This window comes from Kitasatospora sp. NPDC059973, from assembly GCF_042737525.1.
Lineage (GTDB): Bacteria > Actinomycetota > Actinomycetes > Streptomycetales > Streptomycetaceae > Kitasatospora.
In genome coordinates this window covers 1-23,818 of record NZ_JBHWUI010000132.1, presented here as the reverse complement: position 1 = coordinate 23,818, position 23,818 = coordinate 1, and the positions used below count along the sequence as shown (strand labels likewise).

Genomic DNA, 23,818 nt, shown 5'->3' with positions numbered 1-23,818 from the left:
GGGGGGCCCGGCCGGGGGGGGGGCCCCCCCCCCGCGCCCTCGCCCGGGGCCGGGGTCCCGGGGGGCGCCCGCCGTTCCCCGGGCACGGGACGGGTCAGGGCCGCAGCCGCAGGCCCCGTGGAGTGGGGTGGAAGCCGGCCTCCTCCAGGGCGGCGCCGAGCGGGGAGCCGAGCGCGGGCACGCCGTTGGCCCGCTCGACGGTGACGCTGCCGAGTGCCCCCGCGCGGACCGCCGAGGCCAGCGCGGCCGTCGCGGCGGCGAGGGCGGCCTCGTCCTCGGGCCAGGCCAGCAGGGACTTGCCGCCCCGCTCGATGTAGAGGCCCAGTTCGCCGTCGACCAGCACCACCAGGGCGCCGGCCTTGCGGCCGGGGCGGTGCGCCCTGGCCTCCCGGGCCTCCTTGGTCTCCTTCGGCGCCTCCCCGGCCGCGGCGGCCCGCTCGGCACCGGGTGCCGCAGTGCCCGGCGGGTCGGGCCAGGGCAGCGCGGCGCCGTAGGCGTTCGCCGGGTCGGCGGCGGCCAGGACCAGCACCTGCGGGGGCTCGGCCGCCGGACCGGCCGGCCACTCGGCGGCCCGGGCCCGCTCCAGCCGCCCGCTGACGGACCGCAGCCGGTCGGCGGCGCCGTCCATGGCGAACTGGGCGCCGCCCAGCCCCTCCACGAAGTACCCCCGGCGGGCCCGGCCGCGCTCCTCCATCGCGGCGAGCACCCGGTACACCCCGGCGAAGCCGCCCGGGACCCGCTCGGCCGCCACCGCGCCCCGGGTCAGCAGGCCGTGCCGGTCCAGCAGGCTCTGGGCCTGGGTGGTGGCCCGCACCGTCGGGTCGGCGTCGAAGGCGGGCAGCAGCGACCAGCGCCCGGCCACCGTCGGCGGTCCGCCGCGCAGCGTGCCGCCGGCCCGGCCGAAGGCCCGGCCCGCGCCGCCGTAGCGCCCGCGCGGGGTGGCCCGGGGCGCCCGGTGGGCGGTCGCGCCGGCCGTCCGGCCGGAGCCGAGCAGGGCGCGCAGCGGGGCGAGGGTGTCGTTGCTGACGTACCCGGCCCAGACCAGGTCCCAGAGGGCCTCGACGACCTCGGTCTCGGGGGTGTCGGGGAAATGGGCGACCAGCTGGCGGAAGAAGAGCCCGTAGCCGCCGGCCAGGGCCTCCAGCAACGCGGTGTGCACGGGTGTGACGGCGGGCGGGACGGGCTCCGGACGCAGCAGGTGGGCGTGCTCGGCGAGGTGCAGGCCGATCCAGCCGTCCTTACCGGGCAGGGCGCCGGCGCCGGACCAGCCGATCTCGCCGGCGGCCATCAACTCGTCCAGCAGGCCGGGGGAGTAGTCCGCGAGCCGGGCCGGGAGGATCAGCCGCTCCAGGGCGGAGGCGGGCAGGGCGGTGCCCTGGAGCTGCTCGACCACCCGGAGCAGGCCGTCCGGGCCGCGCAGCCGGTGGCCGGCCAGGTGCTGCCACTGCGGGAGGAAGGCGGCCAGGGCGCGCGGCGGGACGGCCTCGACCTCCTGGCGCAGGGCGGCCAGCGAACGGCGGCGCAGCCGGCGCAGCACCTCGGCGTCGCACCACTCGACGGTGGCGGGGTGGCCCTCGGTGGAGGCGGGGCGTGCGGCGTCCGGCACGAGGGGGTGGGCGTCCGGCGGGCGGAACTCGCCCTGGACCAGCCGCCCGGCGGCGGTGAGGCGCTGCAGGGTGCCGGCGACCACCGCGCTGCCGAGGCCGAAGCGGGCGGCGGCCTCGGTGGCGGTGAACGGGCCGTGGGTGCGGGCGTACCGGGCGAGGAGGTCGCCCAGCGGGTCCTTGACCGGCTCGGTGAAGGCCTCCGGGACGCCGACCGGCAGGGGGGTGCCCAGGGCGTCGCGCAGCCGCCCGGCGTCCTCGACGGCGGCCCAGCGCTGCTCACCGGCGATCCGGACCGCGATCACCCGGCGGGTGGCTTCGAGCTCCAGGGCCCAGAGCGGTTCGGCGCCGCGGGCGGTCAGCTCGGCCTCGGTGAGCGGACCGAGCAGCCGCAGGGCGTCGGCGACGCCCTCGGCGTCCTTGACCCGGCGCTCGGGGGTGAGGCGCTGGAGCTCCGCCTCCAGCTCGGCCAGGACCTGCGGGTCGAGTAGCTCGCGCAGCTCGGCCTGGCCGAGCAGCTCGGACAGCAGCCGGGAGTCCAGCGCGAGGGCGGCGGCCCGGCGCTCGGCGAGCGGGGAGTCCCCCTCGTAGAGGAACTGGGCGACGTAGCCGAAGAGCAGCGAGCGGGCGAACGGCGAGGGCTCGGGCGTGGTGACCTCGACCAGGCGCACGGCGCGCGATTCGAGGTCCCGCATCAGCTCGACCAGGCCGGGGACGTCGAAGACGTCCTGGAGGCACTCCCGGACGGCTTCCAGGACGATCGGGAACGAGCCGTACTCCGAGGCGACCTCCAGGAGCTGCGCGGATCGCTGGCGCTGCTGCCAGAGCGGGGTGCGCTTGCCCGGGCTGCGCCGGGGGAGCAGCAGGGCGCGGCCGGCGCACTCGCGGAAGCGGGAGGCGAACAGGGCGGAGCCGCCGACCTGGTCGGTGACGAGCTGTTCGATCTCGCCGGAGTCGAACAGGGCGGCGTCGGCGCCGACCGGGGCGTCGTCCGGCGCCGGCTGCTCCACCGGGAAGTCGAGCAGGTCGGCGTCGGGGAGGCGGAGCACGATGCCGTCGTCGGCGTGCATGACCTGGGGGTCCAGACCGTGCTTCTCCCGCAGCCGGGCGCCGATCGCGAGCGCCCAGGGCGCGTGCACCTGGGCGCCGAAGGGGGAGTGGATGACGATCCGCCAGTCGCCGAGCTCGTCGCGGAAGCGCTCGACCACGATGGTGCGGTCGTCCGGGAGGTGGCCGCAGGCGGCGCGCTGCTCGGTGAGGTAGCCGAGCAGGTTCCCGGCGGCCCAGTCGTCCAGGCCGGCCTGCCGGAGCCGGGCGGTGGCGGCGGCGGGCTCCAGCGCACCCAGCTCGCGGGTGAACGCGCCGAGCGCGCGGCCGAGTTCGAGCGGGCGGCCGAGAGTGTCGCCCTTCCAGAACGGGAGCCGGCCGGGGACCCCGGGCGCGGGGGTGACCAGCACCTTGTCGTGGGTGATCTCCTCGATCCGCCAGGAGGTGGTGCCGAGGGTGAAGACGTCCCCGACGCGCGACTCGTAGACCATCTCCTCGTCCAGCTCGCCCACCCGGCGGCCGCCGGTGCCCTTGCGGCCGGCCTTGGAGTCGGCCGCCTCGGAGCCGGCGATGAAGACGCCGAACAGGCCGCGGTCGGCGATCGTGCCGCCGGAGGTGACGGCGAGCCGCTGGGCGCCGGGTCGGCCGGTGACGGTACCAGCCACCCGGTCCCAGACCAGGCGGGGGCGGAGCTCGGCGAAGGCGTCCGAGGGGTAGCGGCCGGCCAGCATGTCCAGCACGGCGTCGAAGGCGGACTGCGGCAGGGTGGCGAACGGCGCGGCCCGGCGGACCAGTGCGAGCAGGTCGTCCACCGGCCAGGTGTCCAGCGCCGTCATGGCGACGAGCTGCTGGGCGAGCACGTCCAGCGGGTTGCGCGGGATGCGCAGCGCCTCGATCCGGCCGGCCCGCATCCGCTCGGTGACCACGGCGGACTGCACCAGGTCCCCCCGGTACTTGGGGAAGAAGACGCCGGTGGAGACGGCGCCGACCTGGTGGCCGGCCCGGCCGACCCGCTGGAGGCCGGAGGCGACCGAGGGCGGTGACTCGACCTGGACGACCAGCTCGACGGCGCCCATGTCGATGCCGAGCTCCAGGCTGGAGGTGGCGACCACGGCGGGCAGCCGGCCGGCCTTCAGCTCCTCCTCGACCAGGGCGCGCTGCTCCTTGGAGACCGAGCCGTGGTGGGCGCGGGCGATCACCGGCGGGGCGCCCCTGGCGACGCCGGACTCGGCCATCACCTGGGCGGGCGCGTGCGCCTCGGGCAGCGGCTCGCCGGCGGCTCGCTCGTAGGCGATCTCGTTGAGCCGGTTGCAGAGCCGCTCGGCGAGCCGGCGGGAGTTGGCGAAGACGATGGTCGAGCGGTGGGCCTGGACGAGGTCGACGATCCGCTCCTCGACGTGCGGCCAGATCGAGGCTCCGCCGCTCTGCCGGTCGGCGTCGCCGCCGGTGGCGGGGGCGGGCGGCAGGTCGTCGAGGTCCGGGACGGGGACGACCACCGAGAGGTCGAACTCCTTGGCACCGGCGGGCTGGACGACGGTGGCACCGCGCCGCGGGCTGAGGTAGCGGGCCACCTCCTCGACCGGCCGGACGGTGGCGGAGAGGCCGATCCGGCGGGCCGGGTGCTCCAGCAGTTCGTCCAGCCGCTCCAGGGAGAGCGCCAGATGGGCGCCGCGCTTGGTGCCGGCCACGGCGTGCACCTCGTCCAGGATCACCGTGTCGATGCCGCGCAGGGCCTCCCGGGCGGCGGAGGTGAGCAGCAGGAAGAGCGACTCGGGGGTGGTGATCAGGATGTCCGGCGGGTGGGTGGTGAAGCGGCGCCGGTCGGCGGCGGGGGTGTCGCCGGAGCGGATGCCGACCTGGACATCCGGCTCGGGCAGGCCGAGCCGGACGGCGGCCTGGCGCAGGCCCGCCAGGGGGGAGCGCAGGTTCCGCTCGACGTCGACGGCGAGGGCCTTGAGCGGCGAGATGTAGAGGACCCGGCAGCGGCGCTTCGGCTCGGCGGGGGGCGGGGTGCTGCTCAGGCGGTCCAGCGCGGAGAGGAAGGCGGCGAGCGTCTTGCCGGAGCCGGTGGGGGCCACGACCAGGACGTCCGTCCCGCCGGCGATGGCCTGCCAGGCCTCGGCCTGGGCGGTGGTGGGCGCGTGGAAGGCGCCCGAGAACCACGCCCGGGTGGCCGGGGCGAATCCGGCCAGCGGGTCGGCGGGCGGCTGGGGGTGGGTCTTCGGCGCCATGCCCCCATGGTGCCGGGTGGCACTGACAAGGGGCGGGTGGAGGCGGCGCCGGTCGGCCGGGTCGGCCGGGGTGTCGCGAGGGCGGGGCGTCGCGGGGCCGGGTCGGTGCCGGGCCGTCGCGAAGTCGGGGCAGGGGGCGGGAGGGGGCGGGAGGGTCACCGGAAAGGCAGAAAGGATAATCCGCTCATATGGTGATAATTCAGACACCTGATCCTCTCGTGGCATCGGACCTCCGGTGATCGCCGGACCCCCGCGGCCACCGGGACCGACGAGCGGAGACCGTGCGATGGCGCAGGCGCACCCGGCCGGCAGCGGTCCCGTGCAGGTCCCCCCACGCCGTACCCGGGGCCCGGTCCGCGCACTGCTCGCGATGCTGCTCACCGCGCTGGTGGTCGGCGGAGCCGTCCCGTACGTGGCCGGGCCCGGGCGGGAGTACTTCAGCTACCTGGTGCTGGCCGAGCGGCAGGACGCGTCCGGCGCCGCCCGGGCCGGTGCCGAGGCGCGTGCCGCCGGCGGGCAGGTCGTCCAGGAGTACCCCCAGATCGGGGCGGTCCTCGCGTACGCCGCCGGCGGCTTCGCCGACAAGGTCCGGGACCGGCCCGGAGTGGCCGCGGTGGGCGCCACCCGGACCTCACCGGTGCCGAGCCCGCCCCGCCCGCTGGACGGCGCCGGCGACTTCGGCGCCGGGGCCGGGGCCGGCGGCGACCGGGCGGCGTCGGACGGCGCGGACGACGCCACCCCCACCGTGGCCGACCCGGGCGAGCGCGACGCCTGGAACCTCGCGATGCTCGGCAGCGGCAGCGGCAGCGGCGGCGGCCCGTCCGCCGACACCACCGCCACCCTGCTGCGCGGTCCCGGCACCGGACCGGGCGCCCCCTCCGCCGACGCGCTGCGCCGGGTGCTGGTCGCCGTGCTCGACTCGGGCGTCGACGACACCCATCCGGACCTGCGCGCGGCCGTGGACCCGAAGAGCTCCGCCTCCTGCGCGGACGGCCGCCCGGACGCCCGGACCGGCGCCTGGCGGCCCGACCCCGGGGTCGGCGAGAGCGGCCACGGCACGCACGTCGCCGGGATCGTCGGCGCGGCCCGGGACGGCCACGGCGTCAGCGGCGTCGCGCCAGGCGCTCGGATCGCCGCCGTCCGGCTGCTCGGGCCGCTGGGGCAGTACTACGCGGAGAACATCGTCTGCGGCATGCTCTGGGCCGCCGACCACGGTGCCAAGGCGATCAACAACAGCTACTTCGCCGACCCCTGGAAGTACAACTGCCCGGAGGACGGCGACCAGGCCGCGCTGACCGCCGCCGTCGCCCGGGCCGTCGACTACGCCCGGCGCAAGGGAGCGGTGGTGGTGGCCTCGGCCGGCAACGACGGGCAGGACCTCGGGGCCGCCCGCACCGACGACCGCAGCCCCAACGACCGCAGCTCCGGCCCGGCCCGGACCCGCTACGTCGGGACGGAGTGCGTCCGGCTCCCCGGCGAACTCCCCGGGGTGGTCACGGTGACCGCCGTCAACCGGGACGGCCACCCGTCCGCCTACTCCAACTTCGGGCGCGGCAAGGTCTCGCTGGCCGCCCCCGGCGGCGACCCGGACGGCGGCCCGCAGGGGGCGGTGGTCTCCGACTGGCCCGGCGGCCAGTACGCCGCGCTGGCCGGCACCTCGATGGCCGCGGCCCATGTGACCGGCGCGGTGGCGGTGGCCGCCGCGCTGCACCCGGACTGGGACTCGGACCGGCTCGCGACCCTGCTGGCCACCACCGCGGCCGCCGCCTGCCCGCCCGGCCCGTACGCCTGCGGCGACCGCCAGTACTACGGCGCGGGGACGCTCGCGCTGCCGCACTGAGCGGGCGGGGCCTGCCCCGAGCGGCGGGGCCCGCGCCGGGCCGGGGGCCGCCGGAAACCGGGTGACGGGCGCCGCGCCGTGGGCGAGGATCGGGGGATGACCGTCCACCTCACCACCGAGCGGCTGGTGCTGCGCCGCTTCACCCCCGCCGACGTCGACCACCTGGTGGAGCTGGACGGCGACCCCGAGGTGACGCGCCACCTCACCGGCGGCCGGGCCACCCCGCGCGAGGTGGTCGAGCGGGAACTGCTGCCGCTCTACTTCGACCACTACCGGCGGTACGGCGACCTCGGCTGGTGGGCCGCCGAGGAGCGGGTCGGCGGGGCCTTCCTGGGCTGGTTCGAGTTCCGCCCGACGGACCGGCAGGACCGCGGCGAGGTCGAGCTCGGCTACCGGCTGCGCCGGCCGGCCTGGGGCCGCGGCTACGCCACCGAGGGGGCCCGGGCGCTGATCCGCCGGGGCTTCACCGAGCTGGGCGTGCGCCGGGTGGTGGCGTACACGATGACGGTCAACCGCGGCTCGCGGCGGGTGATGGAGAAGGCCGGGCTCCACTTCGTCCGGACCTTCCACGAGGAGTACCCGGAGGCGATCCCGGGCTCGGAGCACGGGGAGGTCGAGTACGCGCTGGAGGCGGCCGACTGGACGCCCTGAAGCCTCCGGTCCGGTCCGGGATACTGGGGGGCATGAGGCTGACCGAATTCTGGCGACGGATGTACGCACACTTCGGGGAGGCGTACGCGGAGTCCTTCGCCACCGACCACGTGATGAGCGAGCTGGGCGGGCGGACGGTGCGGCAGGCCCTGGACGCGGGTTGGGAGGCCAAGGACGTCTGGCGGATGGTCTGCGAGAACCAGGGCGTGTCCGCAGTGCTCCGCTGAACCGGTGCCCGGTGCCCGGAGGGGTGTGGGGCACGGGGCATGGGACAGACTGTCCGAGTGACAAGCAGCGCAGAACCGCAGAAGTCGGACAGGTCGGCGCAGGCCGCCGACGAGGCCGCGGGCCGGCGGCCCGAGCACCGCGACGGCGCCGACCGGGAGCCCGCCCGTGACTCCGTGCCGGCCCCGGCCGACGGGCTCCTGGGGACCGGCATGCCGCGCTGGCTGCCCCGCGCCATGGTGCTGGCGCTGGTCATGGTCGGGCTGTTCCAGCTCGCCGACTGGGCCTTCCACCAGCTGATCGACCTGTTCGTGATGCTCCTGGTCGCCTTCTTCCTCTCGCTGGCCCTGGAGCCGGCCGTCGACCGGATGGCGGCCCGGGGGGTGCGCCGAGGGGTCGGCACCTTCCTGGTCTTCGTCGCGGTGGCGGTCGCGGTGGGCGGGTTCCTGACCGCGCTCGGCACCCTGCTGGTCGACCAGGTGGCGAAGATCGCCGGGGACCTGCCGCACCTGCTCGACAACCTGATCCACTGGATCAACCAGACCTTCCACCAGGACCTCTCGCTGGACGAGCTGCAGAAGAAGCTGCTCAAGGACTCCGGGGCGATCGAGACCTACGCGCAGCAGGCCGCCGACAACGTGTGGGGCGTCTCCTCGACCCTGATCGGCGGGCTGTTCCAGGCCTTCACGGTCGGGCTCTTCACCTTCTACTTCACCGCGGACGGCCCCCGGGTGCGCCGCACGGTCTGCTCGCTGCTGCCGCCCGCCAAGCAGGGCGAGGTGCTGCGGGCCTGGGAGATCGCGCTGGCGAAGACCGGCGGCTACCTCTACTCGCGGGCGCTGCTCGCGGTCGCCTCGGCACTCGCGCACTGGGTGATGTTCGCGCTGCTGGACCTGCCGTACTCGGCGGCGCTGGCGGTCTGGGTGGGCGTCATGTCGCAGTTCGTGCCCACCATCGGGACGTATCTGGCCGGCGCGCTGCCGGTGCTGGTCGCGCTCACCGTGGAGCCGGTGGACGCGCTCTGGGTGCTGGCGTTCGTGGTCGTCTACCAGCAGATCGAGAACTACCTGCTGCACCCCCGGATCACCGCCAGGACGGTGGATGTGCACCCGGCGGTGGCCTTCGGCTCGGTGATCGCGGGCGCGGCGCTGCTCGGCGCGGTGGGCGCGCTGATCGCCATCCCGGCGGCCGCCACCCTGCAGGGCTTCGTCGGCACCTACGTGCGCCGGTACGAGGTGGCCACCGATCCGCGGATCGACCGGGGGGCCCAGCGGCGGGCCCGGCGGGAGCTGCGCCGGAAGGCGGCGCGGCGGCTGCGGCGGATGGTCGGCGCGGGGGTGGGGCCGGACGGCGCCGCGGGCGGGGAGGACGCGGGCGGCCGTGACGCCGGGCGGGACTCCGGGCACGAGTCCGGGCGGGGCGGGGGCCCGGGCCGGGGCGGCGAGGAGTAGCGCCGGGGGCGGCGGCCGGCCGTTCGGCCGGGTCGGTCGGGCCCGGCCCACCTGCGCCGCTTGAATCGAACAGGTGTTCTTTGTACTCTCCGGCGAAGAGTTTTCCACAGGGTCGAGCCCGGTCGGGTCCGATTGTCAGTGGGACGCGCTAGCGTCGAGAACGATGAAGCGCACAGCACAGAACCCGAGGGTGGAAGCCATGGCAGGTACGGACCGCGAGAAGGCTCTTGAGACCGCACTCGCCCAGATCGAGCGGCAGTTCGGCAAGGGCTCGGTGATGCGCCTCGGCGAGAAGGCCAACGAGCCGATCGACGTGATCCCCACCGGGTCCACCGCCCTGGACGTCGCCCTCGGGGTCGGCGGCATCCCGCGCGGCCGGGTGGTCGAGATCTACGGCCCCGAGTCGTCCGGAAAGACCACGCTGACCCTGCACCTGGCGGCCAACGCCCAGCGGGCCGGCGGCACGGTCGCGTTCGTCGACGCGGAGCACGCGCTCGACCCGGACTACGCGAAGAAGCTCGGCGTGGACACCGACGCCCTGCTGGTCAGCCAGCCGGACACGGGTGAGCAGGCCCTGGAGATCACCGACATGCTGATCCGCTCCGGCGCGATCGACCTGGTGATCATCGACTCCGTCGCGGCGCTCGTCCCGCGCGCGGAGATCGAGGGTGAGATGGGTGACTCGCACGTCGGTCTGCAGGCCCGTCTGATGAGCCAGGCGCTGCGCAAGATCGCCGGTGCGCTGAACCAGTCGAACACCACCGCGGTGTTCATCAACCAGCTCCGCGAGAAGATCGGCGTCATGTTCGGTTCGCCGGAGACGACGACCGGTGGCCGCGCGCTGAAGTTCTACGCCTCCGTCCGGCTCGACATCCGCCGGATCGAGACCCTGAAGGACGGCACCGAGGCGGTCGGTAACCGCACCCGGGTGAAGGTCGTCAAGAACAAGGTGGCCGCGCCGTTCAAGCAGGCCGAGTTCGACATCCTGTACGGCGTGGGCATCAGCCGCGAGGGCGGCCTGATCGACATGGGCGTCGAGCACGGGTTCATCCGCAAGTCGGGCGCCTGGTACACCTACGAGGGCGACCAGCTCGGCCAGGGCAAGGAGAACGCCCGCAACTTCCTCCGGGACAACCCGCAGCTCGCCGACGAGATCGAGCGGAAGATCAAGACCAAGCTCGGCATCGGCCCGAAGACGGCGGAGCCGGCCGAGGGCGAGGCGCCGGCCGCCGGTGCCGACGCCGCTGCCGAGGGCGGGGCCAAGCCGATCACCGCGACCGCCGCCAAGACGGCCGCGGCGAAGAAGACGACGGCGGCGGCCAAGGCCTGAGTCATTGATGCAGCACAGCAGGGCGGTGGACGGCGGCCCGGCGGGCCCGGAGGACGACGACTACGGTCCGCCGGACTGGTTCGCCGCAGTGGCCGAGCCGGAACCGGGGCCGGAGCCGGAACCGGAGTTCGAACCGGGTCCGGAGCCGGGGCCCGGACCGCGGCCCGAGCGGGGCGTGCCGCCCGTCCGGGCCGGGCGGCGGGGTGCTCCCGACGGCGCGAGCGGTCCGGACGGCCTGGACGACGCGCTCGGGCTGGTGTCCGCGTCCGAGCTGCCGACGGGCCGGCGCCGGCGCCGTTCCGCGCTGGTGGAGGAGACGGCTCCCGGCCATCCGGCCGGGGGAGGGGCGGCCGGTCACGGGGGTGCGGCCGCCCCTGTCTCCCGCACCGGCCCGGCCGATCTCGCCGACCCGGCCGACGTGGCCGAGGGCGGCGGGCGCGCCGGGCGGGGCGCGGGTGCCCGTCGCACGCGGGGACGCGCGCGGGAGCGCGCCGAGGGCGAAGGGCGCAAGGGCGCCCGGGGTGCCCGGGCGGCGAAGCCCGAGGAGTCGGTCGACCCCGAGGCCCGGGCGCGGGACATCTGCCTGCGCCTGCTCACCGGCGCCGCCAAGTCCCGCAAGCAGCTGGCCGACGCCCTGCGCCGGCGGGAGATCCCGGACGAGGTCGCCGACGGGGTGCTCACCCGGCTGGAGGAGGTCGGGCTGATCGACGACGCGGCCTTCGCCCAGGCCTGGGTGGAGTCCCGGCACGCCGTTCGCGGTCTCTCCAGGCGGGCGCTGGCCCAGGAGTTGCGGACCAAGGGGGTCGCCGGCGACCTGGTCGAGCAGGCCGTCGCGCAGCTGGACTACGACGACGAGACCGAGGCGGCCCGGGCCCTGGTCGAACGCAAGCTGCGGGTGACCAGGGGCCTGGAGCGGCAGGCCCGGACGCGGCGTCTGGTCGGCGTGCTGGCCCGGCGCGGCTACTCCGAGGGGCTGGCCTTCCGGGTGGTCCGGGAGGTCCTGGACGCGGAGGCGGCCGACGGCGGTCCGGATGGAGAGGACGTGGACGGAGGACCCGGTTCCGGGTGGGAATGACGGCCCCGCTGTGGAGGAGTTCGCCAACTACCTGGCCAGTCTTGACCGTTTCGTAACCTGCGCTTAGCCTCGCACTCAGTGCGGGTAACGCGTCGATCACTCCCCGGCCGTGCCGCGGGCAGGCATGCCCGGGCCCGGTCTCGGTCGGTCCCGGGCGGCGTGGCGCGCAGGACGGGGAGTGGGCAGGATGAGGATCGCGCTGAGCGCCGGACCGGTCGTCCCCCTGCTGTCGGCCGCGGTGCTGGTCGCCGTCGTGGCGGCGGCCTGGCTGACGGTTGGGCGCCTGCGGGTCGCGCAGCGGCGGGCCACGGCCGAGACCGAGCGGGCCCGGCGCCGGGCCGAGGAGCAGTCCGCGCGGGTGCGGGCCGAACTCGACCGGCGCGAGGAGCGGTTGACCGAGGAGCTGAGCCACCTCCGGGCCCGCGAGGGTGAACTCGACGACCGGTCGACCGCGTTGGAGCGGTCCCGGATCCAGGCCGACGAACTGCTGCGGCGCCGGGCGGCGGAGCTGGAGCGCGCCGCCGGACTCTCGGCCGCCGAGGCCCGGGCCCAACTCGTCCGGGAGGCCGAGGCCGAGGCGCGGCGGGAGGCGGCCGTCGCCGTCCGCGAGATCGAGCGGGCGGCCAAGGAGGAGGGCGAGCAGCGGGCCCGGGAGATCGTCGCGGGGGCGATCCAGCGGCTGGCGAGCGAGCAGACGGCCGAGACGGCGGTGTCGCTCTTCCGGTTGCCCAACGAGGAGATGAAGGGGCGGATCATCGGCCGGGAGGGCCGCAACATCCGCGCCTTCGAGGCGGTCACCGGCGTCAATCTGATCATCGATGACACCCCGGTCTCGGTGCAGCTGTCGTGCTTCGACCCGGTCCGCCGGGAGACCGCCCGGCTCACCCTGGAGCAGCTGGTCGAGGACGGCCGGATCCACCCGATGCGGATCGAGGACGTCCACGAGCGCAGCCGCGAGGAGGTCGAGCGGCGCTGCGTCCGGGCCGGTGAGGACGCGCTGCTGTCGGCCGGCGTCGGCGGGCTGCACCCGGAGCTGGTGCGCACCCTGGGAACGCTGCGCTACCGGGCCTCGTACGGGCAGAACGTGCTGGGGCACCTGGTGGAGTCGGCGCACCTGGCCGGGATGATGGCCGCCGAGCTCGGGGTGGACCCGGCACCGGTGCGTCGTTCGGCGCTGCTGCACGACATCGGCAAGGCGCTGACGCACGAGGTCGAGGGCAGTCACGCGGCGATCGGGGCGGACTTCGCCCGCCGGTACGGCGAGTCGGCGGACGTGGTGCACGCGATCGCGGCGCACCACGGCGAGGTGGAGCCGAGGACGGTCGAGGCGGTGCTGACCCAGGCCGCCGACGCCTGCTCGGGCGGCCGTCCGGGGGCGCGCAAGGAGTCGCTGGAGGTCTACGTGCGCCGGCTGGAGCGGCTGGAGGAGATCGCCCGGGCGCACGAAGGGGTGGCCAAGGTCTACGCGATGCAGGCCGGTCGCGAGGTGCGGGTGATGGTGCGGCCGGAGGTGGTGGACGACCTCGGGGCACAGGTGATCGCCCGCGAGGTCGCCAAGCAGGTGGCGGAGGAGCTGACCTACCCGGGCCAGATCCGGGTCACGGTGGTGCGGGAGAGCAGGGTCACCGAGGTGGCCCGCTAGGCGAGTCCGCCGGGCGCGGCGTCGCGCCGGAGACCTGTCGGGGCGCGGCGGTCCCGGCGCCCGCTCCGGGACCGGAGCCGGTACCGCGGGCGGATTCGGTGCCGGTGTCGCGGCCGGGACGGTCGGGTTCCTGGTCCGGCTCGGCACCGCCGGCCAGGGTCGGCGGCCCGCCCCGGGCGCGCTCGGCCAGCGCGAGGAGGTCGTCCGCCGCGGCGCCCTGGGTGACCCCGACCAGATGGCCGTCCGGCCGGATCAGCAGCACGGTGTGCGGTCCGGCTCCGGGGTACTCCTCGGTGACCAGCACCTCGGCCGGCACCGGCAGGGCCGCGGCGACCTCGGCCAGCCGCGGCATCAGCCCGGCGCCGAGCCAGTGTTCGGCGGACCAGACGGCGGTGCCGGGGGCGACCAGCAGCAGCAGGAAGGAGGCACCGAGCCGGGCGTGCAGCTGGTCCGGCGTGCCGTCGGTGGTGAGCACCGGCAGGTCCGGGACGAGCACGCCGGGCGAGGTGGCGGGCAGCAGTTCGCTGAGCGAGGTCGCGTCGCGCCGGCCGCGCTGCACCGGGACCCGCCCGGGCACGCCGCTGGGCGCCGCCGGGTAGGCGGGAGCGCCGCCGAAGCGGCCGGTGCCGAGCTGGCCGTCGGCGAGCAGCGGCGCGTGCTTGCGGAACGAGCCGGAGAGCAGCGAGCGCCGGGTGGCCTGCCAGCCGCGCAGCGGGCGCAGCAGCGGCATGGCCTGATCGACGGCGCGCAGCCGGGCGCCGACCGCGCCGCGCCGCTCGGCCTCGTACCCGTCGAGCAGCGAGCCGCCGGGCTGGGGGCCGCCGGTGTGCAGATGCCAGGCGAGGGCGAGGCGCCAGGCGAGGTTGTCGGCGTCGCGCAGGCCGTCGGCGAGGTTCTGCATGCCGAGGGCGCCGTGCAGGTGGGCGGCGTCGCCGGCGAGGAAGCAGCGGCCGCTGCGGAACCGGGCGGCGAGGCGCTGCTGGGCGGTGTGGTCGGCGGCGGCGAGCAGCTCGTACCGGGGCAGCTCGCCGCACCAGCCGGTCAGGGTCGCGGTGACCCGGGTGAGCAGGGTGTCGCCGGTGACGACGCCGGGCCAGGTGGCGTGCGGGTCGACGGGTTCGCTGGGGACCGGCCGGCCGGGGGGCAGCCGCCAGTCGAGGCGCCAGACGCCGTCCGGCAGCGGTCGGGCGGAGGCCTCGCGGTCGCCGCGCCACGGGGGCTCGCGGTGCAGCCGGGCCTCGGTGAAGGGCAGGTCGACCCGGACGGTGGCGACGGCGTTGCGGTCGACGGCCGGCCGGCCGGGGAAGCGGATCCGCAGCAGCTTCCGGACGGCGGAGCGGGCTCCGTCGCAGCCGACCAGGTGGCTGCCGCGCCACCAGGTCTCGGTGCCGTCCTGCGGGTTGCGGGTGCGGACGCTGACGCCGTCGCGGTCCTGGGCGAGTTCGGTGACGCGGCTCAACGGCACCAGCCGCACCAGCGGGGTGCCGGTCAGGGCGTCGCGCAGGCCGCGCTGGAGGCGGTGCTGGGGCAGGTGGAGGACGGGGGGGTCGGCCAGGTCGATCCGCAGCACCTCCTGGCGGCGGCGCCAGATGGCGAAGGCGTCCCACCGGGCGGCGTCCGAGACGGCCCGCGGGTAGCCGATCCTGGTCAGGAAGGCGGCGGTGTCGGCCCCGAGCACGACGCTGCGAGGGCCCTCGGGGCAGAGCCCGGAGCCCTCGTCCAGGACGACGGTCGGCACCTCGTGCCGGGCGAGGGCGAGGGCCAGGGCCAGACCGACCGGTCCGGCCCCGACCACGATCACCGGGTCCATGCCGGGCCCTTTGCGCAGCGGCCGGCCGGGCGGGCGGAGCCGCGCACCCCCGGGGCCGGGCAGGCCGACGAGGGGGCGTCATATGCCGCGAGGATGGTCCCGGATGGTGTCACGAAGAGCAATGCAACAGTTCGCCTGCGTGTCCGTCAAGCAGCAGCTGATGTGCGCCGGTTCGCGCCGCGGCGGCCGCGTGCCTCGATCCACCGGGCGAGCGCGGTGAGCAGCAGGCACATCACGATGTAGATGGGCCCGATCACCAGGACCACGGGGATGTAGGGGAAGCCCGCGGCGTTGAGCGGCTGACTGGCGATCGCCTTACCGACGAACAGCAGCTCGTGGTAGGTGATGATGAAGCCGAGCGAGGTGTCCTTGAGGGTGACGACCAGCTGGCCGATCATGGTGGGCAGCATCGAGCGGACCGCCTGCGGCACCAGGATGGTCGTCATCACCTGGGTCTTGCGCAGGCCGAGCGCGAACGCGGCCTCGCCCTGACCGCGCGGCACGGCGTTGACGCCGCTGCGGATGATCTCCGCCTGCACGGAGCCGTTGTAGAGGGTGAGCCCGATCACCAGGGCCCACATCGGCTCCTTGGCGAAGAAGGCGTAGTAGAGCGCGACGATCAGGATGAGCAGCGGCATCGCCCGGAAGAACTGGACGAAGGAGACCGCCGCCCAGCGGACCGGCTTGTGGTCGGAGAGCTGTCCGGCCGCCAGCAGCGCGCCCAGGGCCAGCGAGCCGACCGCGGCCAGCCCGAAGGCCTCCAGGGTGGCCAGCAGACCGTCGACGATCCGCTGCTGGATGGTGTTGTACTGGAAGGCGTCCCAGAGCTGGGCGTCGAACTGGCCGTTGGAGGCCAGGCTGGCGATCGCGTACCAGAGCAGGCCGGCGATCGCGAGCAGCGACAGCACCCCGAAGAGCCGGTACCGCGTGCGGGCCCGCGGGCCCGGGGCGTCGTAGAGGACGCTGGCCGTGGAGGAGCGGGTGAAGAGGGCGTTCATCGGGCCACCGCCAGTCGGTCTTCCAGGAAGCGGAACAGCAGGGCGACGACGGCGCTGATCACCAGGTAGGCGCAGGCCACCCAGAAGAAGATCGCGAAGATCGAGTAGCCGTCCTCGGAGAACGACTGCTGCGCGCTGTACAGCTCGCTGACGCTGAAGGCGCCGGCGATCGCCGAGTTCCTCGGCAGGGCGATGAAGACGCTGCTCAGCGGTGCCAGCACCGTCCTGGCGGCCTGCGGCAGGACGATGCTGGTCAGGGTCTGACCGAAGGTCATGCCGAGGCTGCGGGCGGCCTCGGCCTGGCCGAGCGGCACGGTGTTGATGCCCGAGCGGAGCACCTCGCAGACGAACGAGGCCGTGTAGCTGCCCAGCGCCAGCACCGCGAAGGTGAGGTGGCTGAAGTGCACGCCGAGCGGCGGGAGCCCGAACGTGACGGCGAAGAACAGCACCGTCAGCGGGGTGTTGCGGAAGAGCGTCACCCAGGCCGTGCCGAAGCCGCGCAGCGCGGGTATGGGGGAGACCCGGAAGGCCGCCAGCAGGGTGCCCAGCAGCAGGGCGAGCAGTGCGCTGAGCGCGCTCAGCTCGATCGTCTGCAGGAAGCCGTCGCGGAACAGCGCGAAGTTGCCGTCCTCGAACAGGAAACCCATCCGGCGGCCCTCCTCTCAGGAGTGGTCAGGAACGGTGGTCGGCGGGCGGTCAGTACCGCTCAAGGGCCGGCGGGGTGGGCGCGGCCGAGCCGGAGAGGCCGAGGGTGGCGTCGTACGCCTTCTTCCAGTCGCCGTTGTCCTGGTGCGCCTTCAGGGCGTCGCTGATGGCGCCCCGCAGGGCGGCGTCGTCCTTGTTCAGGCCCACGCCGTAGTTCTCCTTGGTGAACGGCTTGCCGACCACCTTGAGCTTGGGCGCGTACTTGGAGGCGTAGCCCTTGAGGATGGCGTCGTCCGTGGTGACGGCGTCGACCTCGCCCGACAGCAGCTTCTCGACGCAGGCCGAGTAGGTGTCGAACTGGGTGATCTTCGGCGAGTACTGCTGGATGTTCTTGATCGAGGTGGAGCCGGTGGCGGTGCAGATGTTCTTGCCGTTGACCGACTCCGGGCCGGTGATCGAGGTGTTGTCCGCCTTGACCAGGAAGTCCTGGCCGGCGATGAAGTACGGGCCGGCGAAGGACACCGTCTTCTTGCGCTCGTCGTTGATGCTGTAGGTGCCGACGTAGAAGTCGATCTGGCCCTTGGAGATCGCGGGTTCGCGCTGCGAGGAGACCAGGGTCTGCCACTTGATCTGCTGCGGGGTGAAGCCGAGGTCCGCGGCGACCATCTTGGCGATCTCGATGTCGAAGCCGCTGCGGTCGCCGCTGGCCAGGTCCTCGAATCCGAGGAACGGCTGGTCGGACTTGGCGCCGATGATCAGCTGGCCGCGCTTCTTGGCCTCGGCGAAGATCGCGGAGTCCACCTTCGCGTCGGTCTTGACGGTGTAGGTGGGCAGCTTGGGGGCGGTGCTGCCGCTGGCGGCGGCGTCACCGGGGGCGCCGTCCTTGCCACAGGCGGCGGTGGCGGTGAGCGCGATGGCACAGAGCGCGACGGCGAAGGTGCGACGAGTCCTCATGAGGGTGGTTCTCCTCGGGGCTGGGCCACGGTTCAACCGGGCTCTGGCGACAGGAAGGTGGCCGGGCGGGCGGGACCGGCGCCGGCGTCCTTGCCGTCGCCGACCGGTGTCCGTCCGGAAGCTCAGTGGTGCAGGATCTTCGAGAGGAAGTCCTTCGCGCGGTCGCTGCGCGGCGCGGTGAAGAAGGCCTCGGGGGTGTTCTGCTCGACGATTCGGCCGTCGGCCATGAAGAGCACGCGGTTGGCGGCGGAGCGGGCGAAGCCCATCTCGTGGGTGACGACGACCATCGTCATGCCGTCGGCGGCCAGCTGGCGCATGACCTCCAGCACCTCGTTGATCATCTCCGGGTCGAGCGCCGAGGTGGGCTCGTCGAAGAGCATCACCTTCGGGTTCATCGCCAGTGCCCGGGCGATCGCGACGCGCTGCTGCTGGCCGCCGGAGAGCTGGGCCGGGAACTTCGACGCCTGCGCGCCGACCCCCACCCGCTCCAGCAGCTCCTGGGCGGTCCGCACCGCCTTCTCACGGGCGATCCCGCGCACCTTGACCTGGCCGAGCACCACGTTCTCCAGCACGGTCTTGTGCGCGAAGAGGTTGAAGCTCTGGAACACCATGCCGACCTCGGCGCGCAGCTTGGCCAGCTCCCGGCCCTCGGCGGGCAGCGGCCGGCCGTCGATGGTGATCGTGCCGGAGTCGACGGTCTCCAGCCGGTTGATCGTCCGGCAGAGCGTGGACTTGCCCGAGCCGGAGGGGCCGATCAGCACCACCACCTCGCCCTGGGCGATCTCCAGGTCGATGTCCTGGAGGACGTGAAGGGCACCGAAGTGCTTGTTCACCCCGTTCAGCACCACCAGCGGAGCGGTCGCGGCGGCGCTGGAGTCCTTGATCAGGCTCTCGGTCATCGCGCCTGCTCCTCGTGTCGGCCCCCGGAGTCGAACTCCCTTGGGCGGCAGTGATGGTAGGAACCGGGGGCCTCGGCCGGCGGAGCCTCGGCCCCCGGTGGGGTGACCATAGGAGCCATGACGATGCCACGTCAGCCGATCTGAGCGGAACTTGAGGATCACGATCCGGCCACACGCCCGGCAAGAGCCGTTCACAGCCGGGAAACAGGGGGCACCGTGACAGCGGGCACCCGCACCGCCGCGCGCCGTCCCCGGCGGTCCCGGGGCGTGGCCGAGCCTGGCGTCCGGCGCTCCGCTGGCCCATACTGCGCAGGACCGGGACCTGCCCGGTGGGGCCCGTGAACATCACGTGACACCCCGGGGAACGTCGGGGGGAGGAGGAACGATGCGACTGCTGCTCGTCGAGGACGACGAACGTGTGGCCGCCGCGCTGGTCGCGGTCCTGGGCCGGCACGGCTTCCAGGTCAGGCACGCCCGCAGCGGGCACGAGGCGCTCGACGCGCTGGTGCCGGACGGCAACGACCCGTACCGGGTGGTCCTGCTCGACCTCGGCCTGCCCGACCGGGACGGCTTCGAGGTCTGCAGCCGGATCCGGGCCGGCAGCGGCGTGCCCGTGATCATGGTGACCGCGCGCGCCGACATCCGCTCCCGGATCCACGGCCTCAACCTCGGTGCCGACGACTACGTCACCAAGCCCTACGACATGGGCGAGCTGCTCGCCCGGATCCACGCCGTGGCCCGGCGCGGCGCGGCGCCCGCCGCCGCCGCGGTGCCCGCCCCCGACGTCGTACCGCAGCAGGGCGGCCCGCTGGAGTCCCGCGGCATCCTGATCGACCGCGAGCGCCGCCGGGTCAGCGTGGACGGCCGGGACGTCCCGCTCACCCGCAAGGAGTTCGACCTGCTGGCGCTGCTCGCGCAGAGCCCCGGCGTGGTCTACCGCCGCGAGCAGATCTTCAGCGAGGTCTGGCGCAGCGGCTGGGAGGGCAACGGCCGCACCCTGGAGGTGCACATCGGCTCGCTGCGCACCAAGCTCGCGCTGCCCGGGCTGGTCGAGGCCGTCCGCGGCGTCGGCTACCGGCTGATCCCCGAGAGCCCGGCCGCCGCCGCGGCCGCCGGGTCCGCCGCGACGGCCGCGGCGCAAGCCCCCCAGGCCCGCGCGGAGCACTGACCGCACGTGCGTACCCGCCTGCTCGGGATCCTGCTCGCCCTGATGCTCTGCGTACTGGCCGCCCTCGGGCTGCCGCTCGCCGCGGCGGTCGCGGCCGCCGAGCAGAGCCGGGTGGTCGTCGACCGGCTCGACGACGCCGCCCGGTTCGCCCAGGACCTGCCCACCTCGGGCGTCTCCGGGCTGGAGTCCGCCCTCAAGGGGGAGTCCCAGCCCGCTCCCGGCGACCTCAGCCGCCGGCACGCGCTGGACGCCGAGGTGGCGCGCTACCACGACCTCTACGGCGTGCGGCTCGGCATCTTCCAGCGCGACGGCCTGCCGATCGCCACCGCCCCCGAGGACTGGCGGGTACCCGCCGGCGGCTGGGGCGAGCAGGCCTTCCAGGAGGCCCTGGACGGGCGGCGCAGCCACAACCCGCCGCAGGTCTGGCCGTGGACCCCCGACCGGACCCTGACCATCGCCACCCCGGTGGTCCGGGACGGCGACGTGGTCGCGGTGGTGCTCAGCGAGTCCCCGACCGGGCCGATGCGCACCCGGGTGCTGCACCGCTGGCTGGTGATCGGGGCCGGCGAGGCCGCCGCGATGATCGTCGCGGTGCTGCTGGCCGTCCGGCTCACCGAGTGGGTGCTGCGGCCCGTCCGGACCCTCGACCGGGCCACCCACGACATCGCCACCGGCCGGATGAACGCCCGGGTGGCGCCCGGCGGCGGGCCGCCCGAACTGCAGCGCCTGGCCCGCTCGTTCAACGACATGGCCGACCATGTGGTGCTCGCCCTGGACCAGCAGAAGGCCTTCGTCGCGGACGCCTCGCACCAGCTGCGCAACCCGCTGGCGGCGCTGCTGCTGCGGGTCGAGGTGCTGGGTCTGGAGCTGCCCGAGGGGCACGACGAGGAGCTCGGCAGGGTCCGGGAGGAGGGCGTCCGGCTGGCCCGGGTGCTGGACGACCTGCTGGGCCTGGCCACCGCCGAGCACGCCCGCCCCGAGCCGGAGCCGACCGACCTGGTCGCGCTCACCCTGGCCCGGGCGGACGCCTGGCGGCCGGTGGCCCAGCAGCGCGGGATCGAGCTCGGCTGGGAGGGCCCGGCGCTCGCCCTCGGCATGGCCGACCCGATCGGCTTCGGCAGCGCGCTGGACGCCGTGGTCGACAACGCGCTCAAGTTCGGCCCGGCCGGCAGCCGGGTCCGGGTGCTGGTGGCGGTGCGGCGCGACGAGGTCGCGGTGACCGTCTCGGACGCCGGGCCGGGGCTCGCCGAGGAGGAGCTGGCCCGGGCCGGCGACCGGTTCTGGCGCAGCGCGCGTCACCAGAACGTGGACGGCTCGGGGCTCGGGCTCTCGATCGCCCGCACCCTGCTGCTGGCCGCCGGCGGCTCGCTCACCTTCGCCCCGGTCCGGCCGACCGGCCTCGCGGTGACGCTGGCGGTGCCGCGGGCGGGCAAGAAGCTCTGACGGCCGGGGCCGGGGCCGGGGTGGTTCGGGGCCCCGGGGGTCCGGGCCTCGCGGTGTCCGGACCTTGCGGTGTCCGCACCTCGCGATGGCAGGGCCTCGCGGTGTCAGGACCTCACGGCTTCACCGAGCGGTAGTAGCGCATCGCGCCCTCGTGCAGCGGGAGCGGGTCGGTGTAGACGGCGGTGCGCAGGTCGACCAGCTGGGCGGCGTGGACCTGGGCGCCGATCTGGTCGCGGCTGTCTATCACCGCCCGGGTCATCCCCTGCACCAGGTCGGTGTCCACGTCCTCGCGGGTGATCAGCAGGTTGGGCACGGCCACCGTGGCGACGGCGTCCTTGGGCTCGGCGTTGGGGTAGGTGCCCTTCGGCATGGTGGCCGCCCGGTAGGCGTCGGTGCCGCCGCCCTCGACCTTGTGCACGGCCTCGGCGAGGTCGCCGAGCGGTACGAGCCTGATCCCGATGTGGTCGGACAGGTCGGTCAGCGCGCTGGTCGGCAGCCCGCCGGACCAGAAGAAGGCGTCCAGCTTGCCGGCCCGCAGCTGGTCGGCGGCGTCGCCGACGCCCAGCATGACCGGCGTGATGTCGTGGTCCGGGTCGAGGCCGGCCGAGGAGAGCAGCCGTCTGGTCACCAGGTTCACCCCGGACAGGGCCTGCCCGACGCCGACCCGCTTGCCCTTGAGGTCGGCCGTCCGGCGCACCGTCGAGTCGGCGGGGACGATCAGCTGGAGGTAGTCGTCGTAGAGCCGGGCGATGGCCCGCAGCCGGTCCTTGCCGGGGCCGGAGTACTCGGCGACGGCGTCGGCGGTCGCGATCGCGAAGTCGTCCTGGCCGCTGGTGACCCGGGCCAGGTTGTCGATCGAGCCCTGCGAGTTGTCCAGCCGCAGCCGCACCCCCGGCATCGCCCTGGCGACGTGGGTCTGCAGCAGCTGCCCGTACCGGTCGTAGACGCCGCGCTGGACCCCGGTGGCGAAACCGGTCTCGCCGCGGGGGTAGTCGGGCGTGCGGCCCGCCGAGAGCCACCAGCCGCCGAACCCGGCCGCCACCAGCACCAGGACCAGCAGCGTCCGCCACAGCGGGCTGCGGGCGGCGGCGCGGAGGGCGCCGCCGGGGCGGGGATCGGGGGAGGGGGCCATGCAGGGATAGTGCCAGGCGCGGGCGGCGAACGGGAGGGGCGCAGGCCGGGGCGGGTGGCGGCCGGCGCCCGGAGAGCGGGCGGGCGGCGCCCGGGCGGGCGGGGAAAAGCCCTTCGCGGGTGCCCGTACCCTGGTTGGGTGAGCGGTGAGAGCGGATTGAAGAGCTACAAGGTCGTCACGTACGGCTGCCAGATGAACGTCCACGACTCCGAGCGGCTGTCCGGGCTGCTGGAGGACGCCGGGTACGTGAAGGCGGGGCAGGACGGCGACCCGGACCTGGTCGTGTTCAACACCTGCGCGGTGCGCGAGAACGCCGACAACAAGCTGTACGGCAACCTCGGGCAGCTGGCGCCGGTGAAGAGCCGCCACCGGGGCATGCAGATCGCCGTCGGCGGCTGCCTGGCCCAGAAGGACCGCGACACCATCGTCCGCAAGGCCCCCTGGGTCGACGTGGTGTTCGGCACCCACAACATCGGGCACCTGCCCGCGCTGCTGGAGCGGGCCGCGGTCGAGCGCAAGGCCCAGGTCGAGATCCTGGAGTCGCTGGAGACCTTCCCGTCCACGCTGCCCACCCGCCGCGAGTCCGCGTACGCCGCGTGGGTGGCCATCTCGGTCGGCTGCAACAACACCTGCACCTTCTGCATCGTCCCCGCGCTGCGCGGCAAGGAGGAGGACCGCCGCCCGGGCGACGTCCTCGCCGAGATCGAGGCGCTGGTCGGCGAGGGCGTCATCGAGGTCACCCTGCTGGGCCAGAACGTCAACGCCTACGGCTCCGACCTGGGCGACCGCGAGGCGTTCTCCAAGCTGCTGCGCGCCGCCGGGCAGATCGAGGGCCTGGAGCGGATCCGCTTCACCTCGCCGCACCCGCGGGACTTCACCGACGACGTGATCGCCGCGATGGCCGAGACCCCGAACGTGATGCACCAGCTGCACATGCCGCTGCAGTCCGGCTCGGACACCGTGCTCAAGGCGATGCGCCGCTCGTACCGGCAGGAGCGCTTCCTCGGCATCATCCGGAAGGTGCGCGAGGCGATGCCGGACGCGGCCATCTCCACCGACATCATCGTGGGCTTCCCCGGCGAGACCGAGGAGGACTTCGAGCAGACCATGCACACCGTGCGCGAGGCCCGCTTCACCAACGCCTTCACCTTCCAGTACTCCAAGCGCCCCGGCACCCCGGCCGCCGAGATGGAGAACCAGGTGCCGAAGGCCGTCGTGCAGGCCCGCTACGACCGGCTGATCGCGCTCCAGGAGGAGATCTCCTGGGAGGAGAACAAGAAGCAGGTCGGACGCACCCTGGAGATCCTGGTCGCCGAGGGCGAGGGCAAGAAGGACGACCGGACCGACCGGCTCTCCGGCCGCGCGCCCGACAACCGGCTGGTGCACTTCACCCGGCCCGCCGAGCCGGTGCGCCCGGGCGACACGGTGACCGTCGAGATCACCTACGCCGCCCCGCACCACCTGCTGGCCGAGGGCCCGACCCTCGGGGTGCGCCGCACCCGGGCCGGCGACGCCTGGGAGAAGCGCCAGGCGGCCCCGGCGGCCAAGCCGGCCGGCGTGATGCTCGGCCTGCCCACCATCGGCGCCCCGGCGCCGGTGGCCGCCCCCGCGGCGGGCGGCTGCTGCGGCGACTGACCGGCGCTCCTTCGGCGGCCCGGCGGGATCCCGGATCC

General features: G+C 74.8%; 17 protein-coding genes. 10 read left to right on the top strand and 7 right to left on the bottom strand.

Annotated features, from left to right (window positions below; all coding sequences use genetic code 11):
* Positions 1-94: 94 nt before the first annotated feature.
* Positions 95-4,882, bottom strand: coding sequence for an ATP-dependent helicase (locus ACFWA9_RS29020; protein WP_380390871.1), 4,788 nt, complete (start codon positions 4,880-4,882; stop codon positions 95-97).
* Between the two features lie 286 nt (positions 4,883-5,168).
* Here ACFWA9_RS29020 and ACFWA9_RS29015 point away from each other — a divergent pair, with 286 nt between their 5' ends.
* From ACFWA9_RS29015 to rny, 7 genes are all read left to right on the top strand, one after another.
* Positions 5,169-6,722, top strand: a complete 1,554-nt coding sequence (locus ACFWA9_RS29015) for a S8 family serine peptidase (RefSeq protein ID WP_380390869.1) — start codon at positions 5,169-5,171, stop codon at positions 6,720-6,722.
* Positions 6,723-6,818: 96 nt separating this feature from the next.
* A complete protein-coding gene (locus ACFWA9_RS29010) occupies positions 6,819-7,373 on the top strand; it encodes a GNAT family N-acetyltransferase (RefSeq protein WP_380390868.1) in 555 nt (184 codons plus the stop codon).
* A gap of 32 nt (positions 7,374-7,405) precedes the next feature.
* Positions 7,406-7,600 carry a DUF3046 domain-containing protein gene (locus tag ACFWA9_RS29005; RefSeq protein WP_352297341.1) on the top strand — a complete coding sequence of 65 codons (195 nt, stop codon included), beginning with the start codon at positions 7,406-7,408 and terminating at the stop codon, positions 7,598-7,600.
* A gap of 210 nt (positions 7,601-7,810) precedes the next feature.
* Positions 7,811-9,049, top strand: coding sequence for an AI-2E family transporter (locus ACFWA9_RS29000; RefSeq protein WP_380390873.1), 1,239 nt, complete (start codon positions 7,811-7,813; stop codon positions 9,047-9,049).
* A 199-nt stretch (positions 9,050-9,248) separates the two neighbouring features.
* Entirely contained in the window at positions 9,249-10,379 is a 1,131-nt protein-coding gene (recA, locus tag ACFWA9_RS28995) for a recombinase RecA (RefSeq protein ID WP_329489815.1), read from the top strand.
* Positions 10,380-10,386: 7 nt separating this feature from the next.
* Complete coding sequence (locus ACFWA9_RS28990; RefSeq protein WP_380390865.1) at positions 10,387-11,454, top strand: regulatory protein RecX; 1,068 nt, start codon at positions 10,387-10,389, stop codon at positions 11,452-11,454.
* 187 nt (positions 11,455-11,641) lie between these two features.
* Positions 11,642-13,096, top strand: coding sequence for a ribonuclease Y (gene rny, locus ACFWA9_RS28985; RefSeq protein WP_380390863.1), 1,455 nt, complete (start codon positions 11,642-11,644; stop codon positions 13,094-13,096).
* Here rny and ACFWA9_RS28980 read toward each other — a convergent pair.
* From ACFWA9_RS28980 to ACFWA9_RS28960, 5 genes are all read right to left on the bottom strand, one after another.
* The gene (locus ACFWA9_RS28980; protein WP_380390862.1) at positions 13,077-14,906 is read right to left on the bottom strand and encodes an FAD-dependent monooxygenase; all 1,830 of its coding nucleotides are present in this window, start codon (positions 14,904-14,906) and stop codon (positions 13,077-13,079) included. The two genes, rny and ACFWA9_RS28980, sit on opposite strands and share 20 nt — an antisense overlap.
* 146 nt (positions 14,907-15,052) lie before the next feature.
* Positions 15,053-15,904, bottom strand: coding sequence for an amino acid ABC transporter permease (locus tag ACFWA9_RS28975; protein ID WP_380390860.1), 852 nt, complete (start codon positions 15,902-15,904; stop codon positions 15,053-15,055).
* Positions 15,901-16,551: an amino acid ABC transporter permease gene (locus tag ACFWA9_RS28970; RefSeq protein WP_329489819.1), complete on the bottom strand. Its 651-nt coding sequence runs from the start codon at positions 16,549-16,551 to the stop codon at positions 15,901-15,903. The genes ACFWA9_RS28975 and ACFWA9_RS28970 overlap by 4 nt, the downstream gene beginning before the upstream one ends.
* Positions 16,552-16,600: 49 nt before the next feature.
* Positions 16,601-17,503: a glutamate ABC transporter substrate-binding protein gene (locus tag ACFWA9_RS28965; RefSeq protein ID WP_352297351.1), complete on the bottom strand. Its 903-nt coding sequence runs from the start codon at positions 17,501-17,503 to the stop codon at positions 16,601-16,603.
* A 122-nt stretch (positions 17,504-17,625) separates the two neighbouring features.
* Complete coding sequence (locus tag ACFWA9_RS28960) at positions 17,626-18,402, bottom strand: amino acid ABC transporter ATP-binding protein (RefSeq protein ID WP_329489821.1); 777 nt, start codon at positions 18,400-18,402, stop codon at positions 17,626-17,628.
* Positions 18,403-18,787: 385 nt separating this feature from the next.
* On the opposite strand from ACFWA9_RS28960, the gene ACFWA9_RS28955 reads away from it, so the two are divergent.
* Positions 18,788-19,570, top strand: a complete 783-nt coding sequence (locus ACFWA9_RS28955) for a response regulator transcription factor (RefSeq protein WP_380390857.1) — start codon at positions 18,788-18,790, stop codon at positions 19,568-19,570.
* A gap of 6 nt (positions 19,571-19,576) precedes the next feature.
* A complete protein-coding gene (locus ACFWA9_RS28950; RefSeq protein ID WP_329489823.1) occupies positions 19,577-21,013 on the top strand; it encodes a HAMP domain-containing sensor histidine kinase in 1,437 nt (478 codons plus the stop codon).
* Between the two features lie 112 nt (positions 21,014-21,125).
* Here ACFWA9_RS28950 and ACFWA9_RS28945 read toward each other — a convergent pair whose 3' ends face one another.
* Positions 21,126-22,145, bottom strand: a complete 1,020-nt coding sequence (locus ACFWA9_RS28945) for a TAXI family TRAP transporter solute-binding subunit (protein ID WP_329489824.1) — start codon at positions 22,143-22,145, stop codon at positions 21,126-21,128.
* Positions 22,146-22,283: 138 nt separating this feature from the next.
* Here ACFWA9_RS28945 and miaB point away from each other — a divergent pair, with 138 nt between their 5' ends.
* On the top strand, positions 22,284-23,780 hold the full coding sequence (miaB, locus tag ACFWA9_RS28940; protein ID WP_329489825.1) for a tRNA (N6-isopentenyl adenosine(37)-C2)-methylthiotransferase MiaB: 1,497 nt from the start codon (positions 22,284-22,286) through the stop codon (positions 23,778-23,780).
* The last annotated feature ends 38 nt before the right edge of the window (positions 23,781-23,818 follow it).

What these genes read in the sequence shown, in the direction of transcription:
- ACFWA9_RS29020 (WP_380390871.1), bottom strand. Translation starts at nt 4,882, where the DNA reads ATGGCGCCGAAGACCCACCCCCAGCCGCCCGCCGACCCGCTGGCCGGA.
- ACFWA9_RS29015 (WP_380390869.1), top strand. Translation starts at nt 5,169, where the DNA reads ATGGCGCAGGCGCACCCGGCCGGCAGCGGTCCCGTGCAGGTCCCCCCA.
- ACFWA9_RS29010 (WP_380390868.1), top strand. Translation starts at nt 6,819, where the DNA reads ATGACCGTCCACCTCACCACCGAGCGGCTGGTGCTGCGCCGCTTCACC.
- ACFWA9_RS29005 (WP_352297341.1), top strand. Translation starts at nt 7,406, where the DNA reads ATGAGGCTGACCGAATTCTGGCGACGGATGTACGCACACTTCGGGGAG.
- ACFWA9_RS29000 (WP_380390873.1), top strand. Translation starts at nt 7,811, where the DNA reads ATGCCGCGCTGGCTGCCCCGCGCCATGGTGCTGGCGCTGGTCATGGTC.
- recA (WP_329489815.1), top strand. Translation starts at nt 9,249, where the DNA reads ATGGCAGGTACGGACCGCGAGAAGGCTCTTGAGACCGCACTCGCCCAG.
- ACFWA9_RS28990 (WP_380390865.1), top strand. Translation starts at nt 10,387, where the DNA reads ATGCAGCACAGCAGGGCGGTGGACGGCGGCCCGGCGGGCCCGGAGGAC.
- rny (WP_380390863.1), top strand. Translation starts at nt 11,642, where the DNA reads ATGAGGATCGCGCTGAGCGCCGGACCGGTCGTCCCCCTGCTGTCGGCC.
- ACFWA9_RS28980 (WP_380390862.1), bottom strand. Translation starts at nt 14,906, where the DNA reads ATGGACCCGGTGATCGTGGTCGGGGCCGGACCGGTCGGTCTGGCCCTG.
- ACFWA9_RS28975 (WP_380390860.1), bottom strand. Translation starts at nt 15,904, where the DNA reads ATGAACGCCCTCTTCACCCGCTCCTCCACGGCCAGCGTCCTCTACGAC.
- ACFWA9_RS28970 (WP_329489819.1), bottom strand. Translation starts at nt 16,551, where the DNA reads ATGGGTTTCCTGTTCGAGGACGGCAACTTCGCGCTGTTCCGCGACGGC.
- ACFWA9_RS28965 (WP_352297351.1), bottom strand. Translation starts at nt 17,503, where the DNA reads ATGAGGACTCGTCGCACCTTCGCCGTCGCGCTCTGTGCCATCGCGCTC.
- ACFWA9_RS28960 (WP_329489821.1), bottom strand. Translation starts at nt 18,402, where the DNA reads ATGACCGAGAGCCTGATCAAGGACTCCAGCGCCGCCGCGACCGCTCCG.
- ACFWA9_RS28955 (WP_380390857.1), top strand. Translation starts at nt 18,788, where the DNA reads ATGCGACTGCTGCTCGTCGAGGACGACGAACGTGTGGCCGCCGCGCTG.
- ACFWA9_RS28945 (WP_329489824.1), bottom strand. Translation starts at nt 22,145, where the DNA reads ATGGCCCCCTCCCCCGATCCCCGCCCCGGCGGCGCCCTCCGCGCCGCC.